This window comes from bacterium, assembly GCA_030693205.1.
GTDB lineage: Bacteria > Patescibacteriota > Minisyncoccia > JAHIHE01 > JAHIHE01 > JAHILZ01.
Genome location: JAUYBG010000010.1, coordinates 160,275 through 176,870 on the forward strand (window position 1 = coordinate 160,275; position 16,596 = coordinate 176,870).

Annotated in this window: 16 protein-coding genes and 2 tRNA genes; 8 read left to right on the forward strand and 10 right to left on the reverse strand. The window is 38.0% G+C overall.

Translation table 11 applies throughout. The features are described from left to right. Positions 1-96: 96 nt before the first annotated feature. The 10 genes from Q8N37_02680 to Q8N37_02725 all read right to left on the reverse strand — a co-directional run bounded on the left by Q8N37_02680 (position 97) and on the right by Q8N37_02725 (position 9,244). Positions 97-1,308, reverse strand: coding sequence for a putative glycoside hydrolase (locus tag Q8N37_02680; GenBank protein ID MDP3057403.1), 1,212 nt, complete (start codon positions 1,306-1,308; stop codon positions 97-99). 22 nt (positions 1,309-1,330) lie between these two features. Next, positions 1,331-2,032 carry a coenzyme F420-0:L-glutamate ligase gene (locus Q8N37_02685; protein MDP3057404.1) on the reverse strand — a complete coding sequence of 234 codons (702 nt, stop codon included), beginning with the start codon at positions 2,030-2,032 and terminating at the stop codon, positions 1,331-1,333. Between the two features lie 9 nt (positions 2,033-2,041). Continuing rightward, a complete protein-coding gene (locus tag Q8N37_02690; protein MDP3057405.1) occupies positions 2,042-3,109 on the reverse strand; it encodes a DNA adenine methylase in 1,068 nt (355 codons plus the stop codon). After that, complete coding sequence (locus tag Q8N37_02695; GenBank protein ID MDP3057406.1) at positions 3,106-4,737, reverse strand: AIPR family protein; 1,632 nt, start codon at positions 4,735-4,737, stop codon at positions 3,106-3,108. The genes Q8N37_02690 and Q8N37_02695 overlap by 4 nt, the downstream gene beginning before the upstream one ends. 18 nt (positions 4,738-4,755) lie before the next feature. Further along, the gene (locus Q8N37_02700; protein MDP3057407.1) at positions 4,756-5,004 is read right to left on the reverse strand and encodes a helix-turn-helix transcriptional regulator; all 249 of its coding nucleotides are present in this window, start codon (positions 5,002-5,004) and stop codon (positions 4,756-4,758) included. A 45-nt stretch (positions 5,005-5,049) separates the two neighbouring features. Continuing rightward, positions 5,050-5,715 (reverse strand): restriction endonuclease, encoded by a 666-nt coding sequence (locus tag Q8N37_02705; GenBank protein ID MDP3057408.1) that lies wholly within the window; start codon positions 5,713-5,715, stop codon positions 5,050-5,052. A gap of 6 nt (positions 5,716-5,721) precedes the next feature. Continuing rightward, positions 5,722-6,504, reverse strand: coding sequence for a DNA methyltransferase (locus Q8N37_02710; protein MDP3057409.1), 783 nt, complete (start codon positions 6,502-6,504; stop codon positions 5,722-5,724). 73 nt (positions 6,505-6,577) lie between these two features. Continuing rightward, a complete protein-coding gene (locus Q8N37_02715; GenBank protein ID MDP3057410.1) occupies positions 6,578-8,101 on the reverse strand; it encodes a YifB family Mg chelatase-like AAA ATPase in 1,524 nt (507 codons plus the stop codon). A 12-nt stretch (positions 8,102-8,113) separates the two neighbouring features. Further along, positions 8,114-8,602 (reverse strand): signal peptidase II, encoded by a 489-nt coding sequence (locus Q8N37_02720; protein ID MDP3057411.1) that lies wholly within the window; start codon positions 8,600-8,602, stop codon positions 8,114-8,116. A 231-nt stretch (positions 8,603-8,833) separates the two neighbouring features. After that, positions 8,834-9,244, reverse strand: coding sequence for a hypothetical protein (locus tag Q8N37_02725; protein MDP3057412.1), 411 nt, complete (start codon positions 9,242-9,244; stop codon positions 8,834-8,836). A gap of 238 nt (positions 9,245-9,482) precedes the next feature. Between Q8N37_02725 and Q8N37_02730 the strand changes: the two genes are divergently transcribed. From Q8N37_02730 to Q8N37_02765, 8 genes are all read left to right on the forward strand, one after another. Continuing rightward, positions 9,483-10,541, forward strand: coding sequence for an HD domain-containing protein (locus Q8N37_02730; GenBank protein MDP3057413.1), 1,059 nt, complete (start codon positions 9,483-9,485; stop codon positions 10,539-10,541). A gap of 615 nt (positions 10,542-11,156) precedes the next feature. Next, the gene (locus tag Q8N37_02735; GenBank protein ID MDP3057414.1) at positions 11,157-11,624 is read left to right on the forward strand and encodes a DUF4446 family protein; all 468 of its coding nucleotides are present in this window, start codon (positions 11,157-11,159) and stop codon (positions 11,622-11,624) included. A gap of 23 nt (positions 11,625-11,647) precedes the next feature. After that, entirely contained in the window at positions 11,648-13,318 is a 1,671-nt protein-coding gene (infB, locus tag Q8N37_02740; GenBank protein MDP3057415.1) for a translation initiation factor IF-2, read from the forward strand. Positions 13,319-13,375: 57 nt separating this feature from the next. Next, positions 13,376-13,732, forward strand: a complete 357-nt coding sequence (locus Q8N37_02745; protein MDP3057416.1) for a ribosome-binding factor A — start codon at positions 13,376-13,378, stop codon at positions 13,730-13,732. Between the two features lie 34 nt (positions 13,733-13,766). Next, positions 13,767-14,789 carry a bifunctional oligoribonuclease/PAP phosphatase NrnA gene (locus Q8N37_02750; GenBank protein ID MDP3057417.1) on the forward strand — a complete coding sequence of 341 codons (1,023 nt, stop codon included), beginning with the start codon at positions 13,767-13,769 and terminating at the stop codon, positions 14,787-14,789. Positions 14,790-14,869: 80 nt separating this feature from the next. Continuing rightward, positions 14,870-14,943, forward strand: a tRNA-Cys gene (locus Q8N37_02755). Positions 14,944-14,966: 23 nt separating this feature from the next. Further along, a tRNA-Leu gene (locus tag Q8N37_02760) sits at positions 14,967-15,050 on the forward strand. Positions 15,051-15,061: 11 nt separating this feature from the next. Further along, a complete protein-coding gene (locus Q8N37_02765; GenBank protein MDP3057418.1) occupies positions 15,062-16,579 on the forward strand; it encodes a radical SAM protein in 1,518 nt (505 codons plus the stop codon). The last annotated feature ends 17 nt before the right edge of the window (positions 16,580-16,596 follow it).

The window sequence follows — 16,596 nt, forward strand, 5'->3', positions numbered from 1 at the left end:
ATTATTTTAACAATTATGTTTTCATTCTAGCATAGGAAAATTAGAATATCAATAACTTGATAACTCTAATTATAGCTTAGATTAAAAACACTTGCTTTAAAAATTATTTAAAAACGAATAGTTGTTTGCCGGATTCCAAAGCATCCACCCTGTCCCGCCAGCCTCATCGCTGGCTTTTATCTGAATCTTGATCTTGTCTACGGTATAGATATCGCCCATATTAAAAGCTTGGATCCAGGGGCGAATTTTGGCATTGCTTAATTCTTTTTCCCGAGGGCCAAAAACTTCTTTTGTGCTATTATATTCTTCGAGTTTTATTACCGCCTTCTCGATCGCATATTTTACCACTTCATAAGGATGCCTGGCCGGCTCCGCAAAACCCAAAAAACCTACGGCGTAATGCGACGGATAAACCATCGGGGCTACGGCATCAAAATTTTGATAAGCATTCTCTATGATTTGGCCGATTCCCAGATCATCCTTAGCCGAAGTTGTTAATCCGAAAACATCAGCGGAAATTCTGACACTGCCCATTTTTTCCCGAAGATAAGTAAAAAATTCTTTTATGCCTTCTTCTTTGGTGATCTTCTTTTTATCAAAAAACGGAAAACTCATCGCGCTGAGCCGCCCGTCGGAAGGAAACCTGATATAGTCATAATTTATCTCGTCAAACCCTCGGCTGGCGGCATCTTGGGAAATTTTTACAATATAATCCCAAACATCTTGCGAACCGGGATCAAGCCAGGCTAAATTCAAATTATCCCTCCACACCCCTCCGGTGATTCTATTCTTGACCGCCAATTCCGGCCGCGCGGCCGCCAATCTCGGATCCTGAAAAACCACCACTCGCGCGATCACATAAATATTTTCATCATGCAGTTTCTTGATCAAAGTGTTGATCTTGGGGATCATTATTTTTTCCGCTTTGTATTTGGCGACATCTTCTATCCCGGAGTCGTAAAACACATAACCGGAATAATCCTTGATATCGATAACTATGGCGTTCAAATTGGCTTTTTTGATCAGCTTGATAAAATTATCTATTTTAGCAGGGTTTCCGGCGGATGTACTGGTGGCATAAAGCGCTTTTATCGCTTCCGGCGGATCAGCCAAAGGTTTTTCCGGTTCAATATCCCCTTTTTCATGCACTTCCGGCTTTTCAATGCTCATCGCCGGTTTTAAATTATCAAAATCGCCGCTGATGAATTTGTCTTTGATCGCCGGCTTGAAAAATAAAAGAAACAAAATTAAACCCGAAGCTAGGGTAAAAAATATTGTCAAAAATATTTTGCGATCTTTGCTTTTCATATTTTAAAACACTAAAGAAAAACTATTTATTCGTTTTTCTTACGATGCACAGCGGCGTTTGTTCATTGGTCTGGCCGAGAGGATTGTCGCGAAAAACTTTCCTGGCCCAATCATCGGAAATATTCTTGCTGGATTTTCCCAGCACCGATACGCCCAGATCATTGGCGTCAATGATCATCACGTCATAGCCAATCTTTCCTTTTAAAAATTCCGCGACTGCGGCCGGATTTTTCGGCCCAAGTTTGGCATATTTGTTATAGGGAGGCAAAGTATAATCGCAAGGACCGTCTATCGCGGCGACTTCCTTGCCGGCAATCCTGTAAAACATACCCTTAATGCCAAAAGGTTTCGTGATCGCGGCAACCAAAGCAGCCAAAAATATCTTTATTGTTCCCGCCTCTCGAACAGCCAGTTCCATTGTCCAGGGGCTGCCGATGCCGATCCCGCTCGGAGTTTTATGGACAAATTTTACCAAAATTTTCGCCAAGAACGACGGCTTGATATCTTTGATCGGATAAGACCTGCCTTGCGTGATCGCCACGATCTTCTCGCTGATAAATATCACATCGCCTTCCTTGAGATAAGGCTTCAAATATTGCGATAATATTGTTTTTAAATCGTCTTTTTCCAAAATTACGTGCGTTTTAACCGGCATCCGCGCATACTGCACGCCATCAACGCTGATAAACAGGTTTTTGTTTTTATTTGGCGATAAAACATCCATAATATTTTTCTAATTACAAACTACGCAATGAAGATACTCAACCGTTTTACTTGCTTTATAATTTCTATTTTTCGCCTTGTCCGCCTTAAAACGGTTATAATCTTTGGTAAAAAAACTATACTTACCTCTCAAGCTCATTATTTCTTTTATGTCTGCCAACGTTAGCAATCCTTCATTATTATAACTCAAAAAAATATATCTTGCCTTTGCCTTTAAAATCAAATCCTTGAACGCTTTTTTTACCTGAACTCTTGAACAATAAAGAGATTTTTGTTTTTGATATTCTCGTAAACCAGTTTTTCCGTGAATTTTTGGATTATCATATTTAGCAATTGTTTCAAGTAAATGATAATTCGTTGCATACTGCCGCTGATTGTATGGGGGATCTAAATATAAAATATCACCTTCAACTTTCTCTATTACTGTATTTATATCTTCATTTAAAACTTTATGCTCTTGATCGTTTATTATCATTTCTGCCGGCTTTAAAACTAAACCGTTTTGAGCGGTTTTCTTTAGTTTTTTAAGAAATGCCCCATAAACAGAAGCCGTATTAGCGTTTTTATCAACTGATTCTAGTAAGCTTGTAATTAAAAAATAATATTCATTGTCGGAAATTAATTTTTCTTTTTTCCATTTTTCAATTTTCTGGCGTATGGCATCACACCTCATGCCATTTTCATCGGAAAAATATTGCCGCGGCACTTTTTGTTTTTTCGTGCCGCCCAAACAATAATTTTTATAAATAAATCCTTTCTCGCCTTTTAGATTCGATAAGTAACCGCAAACAAGATTTTTCCGATCTTTTGTTTTAATATTTCTCAAATTTGGAATTTCTTTTAATAATTTAGAAAAGGTTAATTCTTTGTGATTACCAATATAATGCCTATTCAAAACATAACTATAATATTGAATATCATTAGCGATTATTTTATAGCCCTTTTTCTTAAAATAACTTCCCACGATTCCAGTTCCCGCAAACAAATCGCAAAAAGTATCGCAGTTTTTATCAACTACTTTTTCTATGGATTCTTCCAAGAACTTCAACAGTGATAATTTTGAGCCGATATAATTCATAGCTTGCCATTTAATAATGATTCAAACTCGAGTCTACTAATATAATGTCCGATACTAATAAAATCTTCCTTTTTATTTTGTTTTATTAGATCATCTATTGCTTTATAACTAGATGAATATTCTTTGCTTAAATTTAACTTAGGTAATTTATTTTGCAGAGAACTAAACAATTTATCCATTTTTTTAGAATTTTTATTCCAAACCATTGTTGCTATATGTAGCGAAGCGTAAAAACTCAATTCATCATCTTGTTTTCTCCTCCCAAAACAATATTTATAAACCAAATAAGCAAGCAAAAGTTTTTTAGGATCTTGCTCAAATATTTCTGTATAATATTTATTAATATTAAACATATCGCCTTCTCTGTTCCTCATCGCAACAGATGGTTTCCGACAAATTAAAGATAGCGATATTTGAGCAAGAAGTCTGCTACTAATTATATCAATAAATTTCTCTGGTCTTCTTTGTTCTCTTTGTCTTTCGTAAAATATATCGAACTTGCCAAAAAATTCTGCTATAGCCAATTGTTTAGGGTCGTTTGACATCAAATCTCTATTACCAACAGATATTTGATTATTCGTTGCTTTGGCTATGCTATTCACAAAACCTTCGCCACCACCAGTATATACTCTACATAAAACCTTAACTTCTTCCTTTAATTCTTTCTTTTGGAAAGCTTCGTATAATACACGAGCGGTTTGTTGACCATTAACAATTTGTAAATTTTTTATTTTAATAACTCCCTTATCGCTATTTGGAGTAGCTGAATCACCAACAATAGTTATTCCATTATTTAAAAACCAAAATAAATTAGCTTTATCGCTCTTGCAAGTTTCGTATATTTCATTATTGCTTTTTTTATATTTAAACCAACCCCTAACATTCTTTTCAAAAAGTTTTTCACCATTTTCATGTACCAATTTAGCAATTGCACTACCTTTAACCGTCAACAAATAACCAAGCACACCATTACTAATCACTTCCGGCTTTAAAATTCTTTCCTTGTCATAATATTCAATTTCAATTTCTTTGTGCTTTAAAGATTCCATTAAAGATAATTTTTTCTTATATAAACTTGCCCCATTTATTATATTTATAGATAACTTAGCTTTCGGATATTCAAAAGAAATAAGCTTAGAAAATTTCTTTTCAATGCTTTTTCTTTCCCTTTCTACTTTATCGTTAATTTTTGAACCATTAAATACGCTATAAAAAATATTTATATATATTATAGAATCTTTAATATCTCTTATGTCTGCTATCCTTTTAACTAGCTTGAAATTTTTTAACTTCTTATAAACATTTTCTTTTTCTTCAAAAACATATTCTAACCCTCGTCTTAATTTTTTTAAATCATTTTCCGAATAATTATCTTTTCCTGACTTACAGTTAATTATAGTAATAATACTATCTTCGTCTAATTCGTTAACATTTATTACATCAATGCCATTTTCGTCATTGCCATCAACAATATCTGATTCCTTAATATCTTCATAATCTATGTTTGACAATATTGACATACATAAATAATGAAAGGCATTTGCCCTTTTCTTTTTTATTTCTTTGGAGAAAAAATTGTTTTCAATTTTTTCTATCTCAATATTTAATGCGCTTTTTTCTGGCTTCATAATAATTATACAATAAAATTACGAAACAAATCGCTTTCTAATTTTTAAAATATTATTACCTTTTTTATTTTCCTGAAATAAATCTCTCGGATCAACATTGAAAAACTTAGCCAATTCAACAACATTGCTTTTTATTGGATTATATTTATCCGATAAAATATTAGAAAGCTGATTTTTGGAAATACCAAGCATACGAGCAAGTTCAGAAAAATTGTCAATTTTCTTTTTCGCCATAAGTTCTTTAATTTTATATCTATCTATCCTCATAATCATTCTAACATACAAATTAACTTTATACAAGTATTTTATTAACTATATACTCTCTATGATTTTATTTAATTCATCCCTCCACTTATAAGGATTATTCCAAAAACACCCTCTACAACCTTCTTTATCATGTTTATCAATTTCTTTATCCCATTCTTCGCCCCCTTCAAACCAATAGTATATTCCTGGGAAACGGCCTCTTTTCCCAGTTTTATAACAATTCTCACAATGTCTAGACTTCAAAAGATTGCTACTTCTTGTCAGGAGAATAAACTTGTCCTTAATTTCATCTTCTAACATATCTCGATTGTTTGCATCTTCATTTTTATTCCATCTTACTTGTGGAAATTTATGATCTATCTCCAACTCTTTTGGCATCATTTTTCTCAAAAACAAGGCATCCTCAAATTTCAAAACTTCTTTAATTCTTTTCGCTAGTTTTTGCGGCAAACCAGAGCGCGTTTTCGTATCATCAGAAATTTTTAATGATTTTAATTTTCTGTGGATAGTTTTATTTTTGCATTTTTCACAAAATATTTTTTTAAATAAATTTCCCTTTTCGTCCTTGTCTAATTGTATTCCTTGATGTCGCCACATTTGCCAAGTTTTCGCCTGACCGGATTTTAATTCACATTTTGTGCAATGCCATTTTAAATCTTTCAATATTTCAAAATCGTGATGAGATGTTGTGTTTGGTTTAAAAAAATTCATATTCAATTAATTCTTAAAAATTAAAATGTATTCGTGTTTAAAAATATAATAGTCGCTTGTAAGCGCGCGATATCGCCAAATCGCTTCCTTGTTTTGTTTAGCTCGATTACCCGCCATATTCTTAATAATAACACTTTTAAGCGTTAAACCTAGCTTGTAAGCCTCATTCATACAATAAAAACCCAACGGAATCCACTCTCCTTTTTCATATTTATCTCCCATAACAATAGCCAAATATCTATTTTTTTCTAAAACCGAAATTGTATTTTTAACTACCAAAGAAAATTTTTCTAAAAATTCGTGAAGATCTTTAGCGTTTGATAAATCGTTTTTGTCTGAACTAAATTTTATAATATTTGCGTATGGTGGATGTAAAATGGCCAGCTGAACTTTTGTGCGTCTATGCCTCTTTAACGCTTCATTGATTTTTAAAAAAGTTTTTTCATTGGAACTATCGGCTGTTAAAATTTCAAAAAAGTTTCTTTTGCTGTCTAATTTATCTTGTGTGTGTTTTACTAGCTGAGGTTGAATTTCGATCCCAATGCAGTTTCGTTTTAGCGTCTCGCACTCATACGCAGTCGTACCGCTGCCTAAAAATGGGTCAAAAACAATATCGTTTTCTTTTGTATATCTTGAAATTAGCTGTCTTGGAATTTGTGGCACAAAATTACCGTGAAAAAATCCACTATGTTTTCCTGAATTATCTCTTTCTTTAATAATCCAAAGACTATCAGTCCAAATTTCTGATTCTTTCCAATTATCCAAATTTAAATCATTGAAAATTGGCATATAAGCTATATTATTAAATTGTTAACGCGATCCTCGGACGCTTTAGCAGTTAAAAAGCTTTTGGTCTTTAATTTTATCTTTCCTGCGCCCTAACCCGATACTGCAGCGCTTCGGCAATATGCTCTACCTTGATTCTATCGCTTCCGGCCAAATCCGCAATAGTCCGGCCGATCTTGATAACCCGATGATAACTTCTCGCGGAAAGGTGAAATTGCTCCATCGCTCTCGATAATATCGCCAAAGCGTCTTCTTCCAGGCGCGAGAACTTTTTCAGTATTTCCGGGGTCATTTCGGAGTTAGTGCTGATTTTTTTATTGGCAAATCTTTTCTCCTGGATCAGCCTCGCGCGCACCACCCGCTCGCGGATGCGCTCCGAAGATTCTTCCAGCGCATCGCTGGCCAGGCTTTCTTTTTTTACTTCCGGAACTTCGACGAAGAGATCCACCCGGTCAAGCAAAGGTCCGGATATTTTTTTCTGATACTTATTTATTTGGGAAAAACTGCAGCGGCATTCGTGATGAGGATTGCCAAAAAATCCGCACGGGCAAGGATTCATGCTGGCGATCAGCGAGAATTTGGCGGGGAAAGAAAGCGATCCTTGCGCCCGGGAGATCGTTACCGTGCCGTCTTCCAAGGGCTGGCGCAAGCTTTCCAGAAGCTGCCTGGGAAATTCCGGCAATTCATCAAGAAAAAGAATTCCCCGATGCGCCAGACTGATCTCGCCGGGCCTGGGAAATTGTCCGCCACCGACCAGCGCGATCGCGGAGGCCGAATGATGAGGGCTGCGGAAAGGCCGCTCGATCGCAAACGGATCGGTTGAGGACAAAGTTCCGCTGATGCTATAGATCTTGATCACTTCAATCGCCTCCTTTTCGTTGAGAGGCGGCATGATCGAAGGCATTGAACGGGCAAGCAGGGTTTTACCCGATCCCGGCGGACCGCTCATGATCACATTGTGCGCGCCGCTGGCCGCAATTTCGAGCGCCCGCTTGGCATGCGCCTGGCCTTTTATAAAAGCCATATTGGTATCGGTGTTTATCCTTTGCTTAAAAGAAAATCTTGGAGCTTTAAAAGGGCTGATCTTCGCCTTGCCGATCAAATGCGCTATCAATTGTTGAAAATTTTCTATTGGATAAATCTCAAGCCCGCTGATCAAGCTCGCTTCCAAGGCGTTGATCTTGGGAATATATAATTTTTTAAATCCTTTGCTTTTGGCAAAAATCGCAATCGGCAGCACTCCGGCCACGTGGCGCAACGCGCCATTTAAAGCCAACTCTCCGACAAACACGCTATCCTCTAAATTTATTTTTCCGAGCTGGCCGCTCGCCGCCATCACTCCGATCGCGATCGGCAAATCGTAAGAAGGCCCTTCTTTTTTTATATCCGCCGGCGCAAGATTTATCGTAATCCTCGAATGAGGAAATTTAAATCCGGAATTTTTTATGGCTGACTTTATCCGCTCTTTCGATTCCTGCACCGCCGTGTCCGGAAGCCCGACGACTGTGATCGCCGCGAGTCCCGGAGTAATATCCACTTCCGCTTCGATCTGTATCCCGTCCAGCCCCCAAACCGCGCTGGAATTTATTTTTGAGATCATAGATTTAAATAATTATATTTTTTTAAATTTACCCTTTCCTGTATCGGGCAAAAATTTTTCCAGCAATTTTATCACTCCTATCGCGATAAACACATCCGCCAGGTTGAAGATCACGATATCTTTAAAATTTATAAAATCAATGATGTATCCGAAACTGACCCGATCAATTATATTTCCCAAAGCGCCGCCCAAAATAAAACTGACTGCCAGGATCTCTCTCTTCCCCATTTCCCTGAAATTTAATAACTTGCCGCTCGCGAGCCACGCAAAAAATAAAATAATAATAATATAAAAAACCCCGGCATTTACCGGAAGGCCAAAAGCAATGCCGTAATTTTTATAAATTTCCAATCTGAAATAATCGCTAATATAAAACGGCGAAGCCGATAACCAAAATACGGCTATTTTTTTTACCGCCTGATCCAATACAACAAAGCCAATCACTAATAAAACAATGATTGGCAAAAATATTTTTCTGCTAATATTAATTTTCATGCTCATAATTACCGTAAATTAAAAATGTCATCCTGAACTTGTTTCAGGATCTTTAGTTTTCTACAAATGGCTCATATTATAGATTCTGAAATAAATTCAGAATGACAAAACTGATTTTTCATAATCAAGCCCCATTCTAATTTTATTTACATTCATGGCCCCAACACCAAATTCCACAATAAAGTATGATTTTATATGTAAGATAATTTCTCGGAATCGCCTACGGCTTGCTCTTTTTTATTTACAAAAATTTTCTTTAGAATTGGTGCGGGGTGAACATTTAATACAGGTCTTTGCTTCAGGGAACGCTTTCAGGCGCTTAATATCGATGGTCTGGGGCGCGCCGCAATTTGTACAAATTCCATAAGTACCGTCATCCATTTTTTTCAAAGCTTCGTTGATTGCCGCCAGATCTTTTTCCAGCGTATGTTCTACTCCTAAATTATCTTCATACATCTCCACTTCGCTGGCGTTTTCTTCCGGCCGGTCGCCAACTTGCTCGAATTTAGTGTCAAAATCCCCTTTTAAGTCCTTGCTCTTGCCGGCAAATGTCTCCAGTTGAGCGGTTATTTTGCCCTTTTTTTCAATCAGAGCCTTTTTTAATTCTTCTAAAGTCTTTGCGTCAATATTCGCTTTATTTTTTGCCATATGGATCTTTTGATAAATTACTTAAATCAAATTTTAATTACCCTATCATTTTATCATACTTACAATTAAAATCAACACCGGAAGCGAACACGGGATGTTGACCCTGTTAAATCCGGCAGAGCCGGAATTCTGCTTATGGCAGAATTATTTAACGGGGTTGACAAAATAAAATTTTTAAAGTAAAGTTTACTTAACTTGTTCTTTAAAATTTATATAAAATTAAAAGGAGGTAATAATCTTGATACAGAAAAAACTTAACACTTTCTTCAAAGAACCATTAGATCCTTTAAAAACAACCAGAGGAAGACAATTCGGGCGTAATGGCGATGAAAAATATCTAACAGGTATTCCTTGGCCAATTATAGCCGAATCAGAACTGTGGGAAAGCAAAGCGATAAGAAGAATGCCGTTTAAAACCCAGGTTTTTTGCCAGCCGGAAAATCCCCATATTAGAAATCGCATGATTCATACCTTTGATGTGATTTCAGTAATTGTGCGAGCTGCTGCTCAACTTGGTTTAAATATTGATTTTTGCCGAGTAATAGCAATAGCTCATGATTTTGGACACGGACCATACGGCCATCTTTTCGAAACAATTACCGGGATCAAGCACCCTTTGAACGGCGCGAACATATTGCATCATATCGAAAGAAAAGGGATCGGATTAAATCTAAACTATGAAATATATAAAGCGGTAATGAACCACTCAAGAGACAGAGCCGATGTACATATGGATGAAAAAGAAATAAGCGAAATAAGTCTGCTTGTTTGGGCAGACAAAATCGCTTACACCATGTCCGATACAAACGACCTCAAGAGAGAGGGGCTGATCCTCGAAAAAGATATGCCAGAAGGTATTTTAAAACTCGGCAACGGCATAAATGCTCAAAGAAAAAGAGAAGAGTCTTGCATTATCGCTTTAGTTGAAGAAAGTCTGGAAAAAGGGAAGATTTCTTTTACAGAAAGCGAGGAAGCGAAAATTTTTAAGGAAACCAGAGATTGGCTGTACAAAAATATTTATACACAGCTGGATTATAAGGAAGAGAGAATAATTATGGGGGAAGAACTTAAAATAGCTCTCGAACATATCAGAGATAACAGTCTATGCGGAAATCTAGCGCCGGAATTCGCACTAAGCCTTGCAACGGATCCGGAGGTAAGAAATCTGATTAAAAAACTTAACAAAAAAAACCTATCGAAAAAAAAACGTGAAAAAATAAATATCCCCTCTTTATCCGAAATAATCCCATCATTAAACGGCAAAGAAATCGACCACACCAAAAGTCCGCTATGGTGAAATAAAATTTAAAAAACTTATCCGTCAAAATCGTTTGACGGCTTTTTTCTTATTTTACCTAAATAAAAGAACAGGGTTGATACCCCGTTCTTTTATTTATAGTTGACGTCAGCACTCTACGACTTGCCATAAAGCAGATTTAATATAGCCGACGAAGACGCGAGGCCTTGATAAGCCGATTAAATACTGTGCTTTATGGAAATGAAACGGACCTCCATTTCTTGATCGAATCCATTTCCTCTTACTATTTTTATCGTATTTATAGAGTGCGAAGATTTTTTAGTTTAAAATTAAATTGATCTTAAACTCGATTTTAAACAGTAAGAGAAAAATACCGGCCTCTTTCCCATTTCAATATTTATCTAAACCGTGAAGCGGGCAAATTTCTATTACTCTTTATTGGCAAATATGATTATACCACTATATTTTTTAATTTTCAAGGGCAATAAGTGTATAACTTTTTAAATAAATACTTCTTGGCTTATCCTCAAACTCTCAAATATCAGTTTAAAAGCAACGGAAGGCCTTTCTTTTTATGACAATATAGTATATAATGGATAAATTGATAATTTCTTAATCAGCGAAGCTATGTCTTCGGACTCTATTTTTTTATTAATGGCAAACCCCTTTATTCAATTGATCTTTTTCCTGTTTTTATTTTTTTTAAACATAACATTGCTGATAACGTTCCTCTCGCTTAAAAAAAAGATCGGTTTTTTCTTGCAAGGAAAAGACGCCAAGAACCTGGAAGAATCGATAGGCAACCTGATCGGCGATACCGCCTTTTTACAGCTAAAACTAAAAAAAATATCTCAAAAACAAGACAAGCAAGAAAAAATACTCTCTACGGCTATTAAAAAAATTGGCATTGTCCGGTTTAATCCTTTTAACAACACCGGCGGAGACCAGAGTTTTGCCATTGCCTTTTTAAATTCAGAAAATTCCGGAATTATAATTTCCAGTTTATTCTTAAGAGAAGGAACCCGCATATACGCAAAACCGATCAATAGATTAAAATCTTCTTACCTCTTATCAAAAGAAGAGGAAGAAGCGATCAAAAAAGCGACTGAAAGCGCCATCTAAAATATTTAAGCATCCCTGAAAACATGGCCGTAAAAAAAACCAAAACCAAACAAACAAACAAAAGTGTTTTATCTCCGCGCCCGCCTATCGTAGTGGTTATCGGGCATGTTGATCATGGAAAAACCACTCTTTTGGATTATATCAAAAAAACAAATCTGGCCGCCAAGGAAGTGGGCGGGATCACGCAAAAGATCGGAGCCTATGAGGCGGAAATAGAAAAAAAGGACGGGAAAAAAGCGAGCATCACCTTCCTGGACACTCCGGGGCACGAAGCTTTCTCCGGCATGCGAAAACACGGGATAAAAGGAGCGGATATCGCTATCCTTGTCGTGGCGGTGGACGATGGCGTCCAGCCTCAAACAAAAGAAGCGATAAAGTTCGCGGAAGAAGCCAAGCTTCCAATGGTTGTCGCTTTAAATAAAATTGACCGGCCCCAAGCCGATATCGCCAGAACAAAAAGCCAGCTATCCGAAGCGGGGGTTCTTACCGAAGACTGGGGAGGACAAACTCTAAGCGTAGAAATTTCGGCCAAAAGCGGCCAGGGAGTAAAAGAACTCTTGGAATCTGTTCTGCTTTTGACGGAAATGAATGAAATAAACGCAAATCCCGACGATAAAGCCACGGGAATAGTTTTGGAAACAAAGGCTGATCCCAGAAAAGGGATTTTAACGACTTTTTTGGTTAAAAACGGAACATTAAAATTAAGAGATACTGTTGTTTCTGGCGTATGCATTGGGAAAATTAAAAGAATGGAAAACTTTCTTGGGAAAAGCGTCACAATGGCTCCCCCTTCAACCCCGGTGGTGGTAATGGGAATGGAAAATATACCCCAACCGGGACAGCTTTTTACCGCTTTTAAAAATTCCGATGACGCGAAGAAAGCCGTCTTGGGCGCTCGCCGCGAACTGACAGAATTGGAGCAAGCCGAAAAAGAAGAACTCGCAAAAAGAGAAGAGGCTTTTGCTAAAGAACAAAAGGAAATGGCTCAATCGCCGGAAACGGGAAAAGCTGAGAAAAAATCCGCCCAAGATGGATCCGCCTCAGACGGAGAAAAGAAATCCGCCAAACCTCTTAATATTTTATTAAAAGCCGATTCCCGAGGAACAATGGAAGCCATTGATTCGATATTAAGCAATCTTAGTTTTAAAGAAATAGACTTGCATATAACCAAAAAACCTGTTGGCGATATCAATGAAAACGATGTAAAAGAAGCGAGCATTACCAATTCGGTGATAATCGGGTTCAATTCTGCCGTTCCAGCGTCGGTAAGCGATCTGGCAAAGCAAAAAAAAGTAAAAATAGTTACCGATACGATCGTCTACAAACTGATCGAGGAAGTTAAAAATTTAGCCGCTTCGCTTTTACCGCCTAAAATAATTAAAACAACGATCGGAAAACTCCAGGTGGTAGCCATTTTTAAAACTAAAAAAGCGGCCGGGGATAACTTTGAAATCGTTTTTGGCGCCAAAGTGCTCGACGGAAAAATAATAAATGGAGCGGGCATAGAAATATTCCATAATAAAATTTCCACCGGCACCGGCAAAGTGGTAGAATTGCAATTCAATAAGGAAATTTCAAAAGAGGTCGCCAAGCCCAACAATGCCGGCATTCATTACCGGGGAAACGCCAACGTTGAAATGAATGATCTTATTGAAGCTTACACTGAAGAATCCATCAAGCAAAAATTAGAATAACGCGTTTGATCCGTTATTTAAAAAACGCGTAAATATTTTTATAATGCCTATAGTTTTATGACCAGAAGAATAGAAAAAATCAACAAGCTCTTGGCCCAGGAAGTTTCTAGGCTTTTTTTGACTGAGATCGATTTCCCGGAAGGAATTTTCGTTACTGTCGGCAGTGTTGACACTTCGCCGGATTTAAAGTATGCTGATATATTGGTCGCTATAATTCCGGACAACAAAACCGGCACCGCGCTGGGCATAATCAGAAAAAAAATTTATAAAATACAAAAAGCCCTTGATCGCCGGCTGGAAATGCGGCCCGTGCCGAAACTGAGATTTTCTCCCGCCGCCACGGAGCCGGACAGAATAAGCGAGCTTTTCCAAAAGATCAAAGAAGAAGAAAAACCGGAAGAAATAAAAGAATAGCGATTCCAGCGACATAATAAACCAATCAGTTAATATGGATTTTTTATCAAAACCTGTCCTGGCCGAAAAAGACAGCTTACTGTTAGAAAAAATAAAACAAAAAATATCCGATTTTCAGAATTTTAATATTTTCACCCATAAAAATCCGGACGGCGATGCTGTCGGCTCGATCCTTGCCCTGTATCAGATCCTGGCCGCGAAAGGCAAAAACGCAAGAATGTTTATTTTTGACTCGGCGGACGAACGTTTTTCTTTTTTCCCAAACTTTGAAAAAATAGAAATCACAAAAAAACCGGAACTTTTGGACAACGCTTTGACAATTTATGTTGACTGCGCCGGGCCTGATCGCACCGGATTTGAAGAAAAATTTTTCTCCGGCAAGGAGGCTATTGCCATAGACCATCACCTGACCAACGTCCAAAAAAAGCCTGATATGGTCAAGCTCATCAACCCCGGCGCATCTTCGTCGGCCGAAGTTATTTTTGATCTGGCAACACAATTGGACTGGCCGATGGGACTGGAAACTTCTACCTGTCTTCTGGGCGGATTATTGGCAGACACCGGCACTTTCCGGCATTCGAACACCTCGCCAAAAGCTCTCCAGATCGTATCCCTTCTGATTAAAAAAGGCACTAATCTAAAAAAAATAGCGGAGCAATTATTCAAAAAAAGAAAGTTCGGCGGCTCCTTAAAAATATGGGGAGAAGTTCTGAGCCGGGCAGCCGTGGACCCTCAAACCAAGATGGCTTTTTCTTTTGTCTCGCAAGATGATCTGAAAAAATACGATTCCGATGAAAACGAGCTAAGCGGATTGATAAACTTGCTGGCGGAAATACCGGAAAGCAGATTCTCGCTTCTGCTGACAGAAACCAGGTTGGGAAAAATAAAAGGAAGCATGCGCTCGGAGCTTTACAAAGGCGTGGATGTGGCAAAGATCGCCCAGGCTTTCGGCGGAGGCGGCCATAAATTAGCTGCCGGATTTGAAGTAGAAGGAAAAATCGGGGAAAAAGAAAAGGAAATAAAAGAAAAAATTCGGGAAGAATTGCTGAAACAATAATTTATTTTTTACGGATACGGCGCAAGGCGCATCTTGAATTTTTTATCAAATAAGCTTAGAATATAGAATATTGTAATCAAGGCCACGTAGCCAAGTGGTAAGGCAGGAGTCTGCAAAACTCTTATCGGCAGTTCGATTCTGCCCGTGGCCTCCAAACACAAAATCATATGTAAATTTGCCGCGGTGGCGGAACTGGCAGACGCAATGGACTTAAAATCCATCGATCGCAAGGTCATGAGGGTTCGATTCCCTCCCGCGGCACAAAAATAATCATGGCTAAAAACAATCCAGTCGACACAACCGCTTCAATTTGCCCGGAATGCCTAAAAAACATACCGGCTGACATCGTTGAAAAGGCGGGAAAAATACTTTTTAAAAAACATTGTCCCGCTCACGGCGACTTCGAAGACATTTATTGGTCCGATTCCGCGCTTTATAAGAAATATAAAAAATTCGCTTGCGACGGGGAAGGCGTATCCAATCCCAATACTAAGAAAAAAAAAGATTGCCCAAACAGCTGCGGTCTCTGCGCCGACCATAAGACCGGCACGCTTCTGGCAAACATAGATCTGACTAATCGTTGCAACCAAAAATGCCCGATCTGTTTTGCTAATTCCGCCGTTGCCGGATATTTATATGAACCGAGTTTTCAGCAAGTTAAAAAAATGATGGAAACGCTGCGAAACGAAAAACCCGTTCCCTGCGATGCTGTTCAGTTCTCAGGAGGAGAACCGACTCTCTACCCCGATTTTATAAAAGTTCTTAAGCTTGCCAAAAAAATGGGGTTCGAGCAGATCCAAGTCGCCACTAACGGGGTAAGGGCGTCGCAGGATTTGAATTTTTGCAAAGAAATGGCCAAGGCCGGAATAAATACGATCTATTTCCAATTCGACGGCCTAAAACCGGAAACTTATCGAAAAATAAGAGGATATAATGCCTTGCCGACCAAGTTAAAAGCTTTGGAAAACTTCCGCTTATCCGGCCTCGACAGTGTTGTCCTGGTGCCTACTATCGTTAAAGGCGTCAACGATGACCAGATCGGCGACATTATTGATTTTGCTAAAAAAAATTCTGACATAGTGACAACTGTAAATTTCCAGCCGGTTTCATTTTCGGGCCGAATCGACAGCAAAAAGCTAAAAAAACAAAGGGTTACCGTTCCCGATGTTCTGGACTTAATTGAAAAACAAACAAAAGAACAAATACAGAAAGAAGACTTTTATCCTATCCCTTTCGTCGTCCCAATTTCTTCTTTTACTGAAATATGGAAAAAATCTCCCCAGGTAAAGTTCACCGTTCACCCGCACTGCGGAGCAGCCACTTATGTTTACATACGCAACAATAAACTCTTGCCTATTACCAGATTTATCAATGTTGAAAAATTTTTAAACTTGATCAAGAAAACAGCCCAAAGCCTCAGCAATCAAGGGTTTATAAACCGAATGACCAATAATGATAAATTTGACAAAGCGGCAGCAGTCGCAAAAATCACCAATCATCTTCCTGAAATGATCAGACCGGGAATGTATTCCGAAGGATTGAAGATTTTAAACGAAATAATCGAAATCATCCGGTCGGGGTCGTCTCCCGCTTTGAAAAAATTCCACCGAAACACGCTCTTTATCGGCATTATGCATTTTATGGATCCTTATAATTTTGACGTTGAACGCGTCAAGCGATGCGGCATTCATTATGTTACGCCGAATATGAAAATAATTCCCTTTTGCGCTTATAATATTTTCTACCGGGAAAAAACCGAAAAACTTTTTTCAAAACCAATTAAAAAATAAACCTGCCGACATGTTCT

Bases quoted from the DNA above. Each gene is read 5' to 3' on its own strand.
- Q8N37_02680 (MDP3057403.1), bottom strand. From the start codon at position 1,308: ATGAAAAGCAAAGATCGCAAAATATTTTTGACAATATTTTTTACCCTA.
- Q8N37_02685 (MDP3057404.1), bottom strand. From the start codon at position 2,032: ATGGATGTTTTATCGCCAAATAAAAACAAAAACCTGTTTATCAGCGTT.
- Q8N37_02690 (MDP3057405.1), bottom strand. From the start codon at position 3,109: ATGAATTATATCGGCTCAAAATTATCACTGTTGAAGTTCTTGGAAGAA.
- Q8N37_02695 (MDP3057406.1), bottom strand. From the start codon at position 4,737: ATGAAGCCAGAAAAAAGCGCATTAAATATTGAGATAGAAAAAATTGAA.
- Q8N37_02700 (MDP3057407.1), bottom strand. From the start codon at position 5,004: ATGAGGATAGATAGATATAAAATTAAAGAACTTATGGCGAAAAAGAAA.
- Q8N37_02705 (MDP3057408.1), bottom strand. From the start codon at position 5,715: ATGAATTTTTTTAAACCAAACACAACATCTCATCACGATTTTGAAATA.
- Q8N37_02710 (MDP3057409.1), bottom strand. From the start codon at position 6,504: ATGCCAATTTTCAATGATTTAAATTTGGATAATTGGAAAGAATCAGAA.
- Q8N37_02715 (MDP3057410.1), bottom strand. From the start codon at position 8,101: ATGATCTCAAAAATAAATTCCAGCGCGGTTTGGGGGCTGGACGGGATA.
- Q8N37_02720 (MDP3057411.1), bottom strand. From the start codon at position 8,602: ATGAGCATGAAAATTAATATTAGCAGAAAAATATTTTTGCCAATCATT.
- Q8N37_02725 (MDP3057412.1), bottom strand. From the start codon at position 9,244: ATGGCAAAAAATAAAGCGAATATTGACGCAAAGACTTTAGAAGAATTA.
- Q8N37_02735 (MDP3057414.1), top strand. From the start codon at position 11,157: ATGGCAAACCCCTTTATTCAATTGATCTTTTTCCTGTTTTTATTTTTT.
- infB (MDP3057415.1), top strand. From the start codon at position 11,648: ATGGCCGTAAAAAAAACCAAAACCAAACAAACAAACAAAAGTGTTTTA.
- Q8N37_02745 (MDP3057416.1), top strand. From the start codon at position 13,376: ATGACCAGAAGAATAGAAAAAATCAACAAGCTCTTGGCCCAGGAAGTT.
- Q8N37_02750 (MDP3057417.1), top strand. From the start codon at position 13,767: ATGGATTTTTTATCAAAACCTGTCCTGGCCGAAAAAGACAGCTTACTG.
- Q8N37_02765 (MDP3057418.1), top strand. From the start codon at position 15,062: ATGGCTAAAAACAATCCAGTCGACACAACCGCTTCAATTTGCCCGGAA.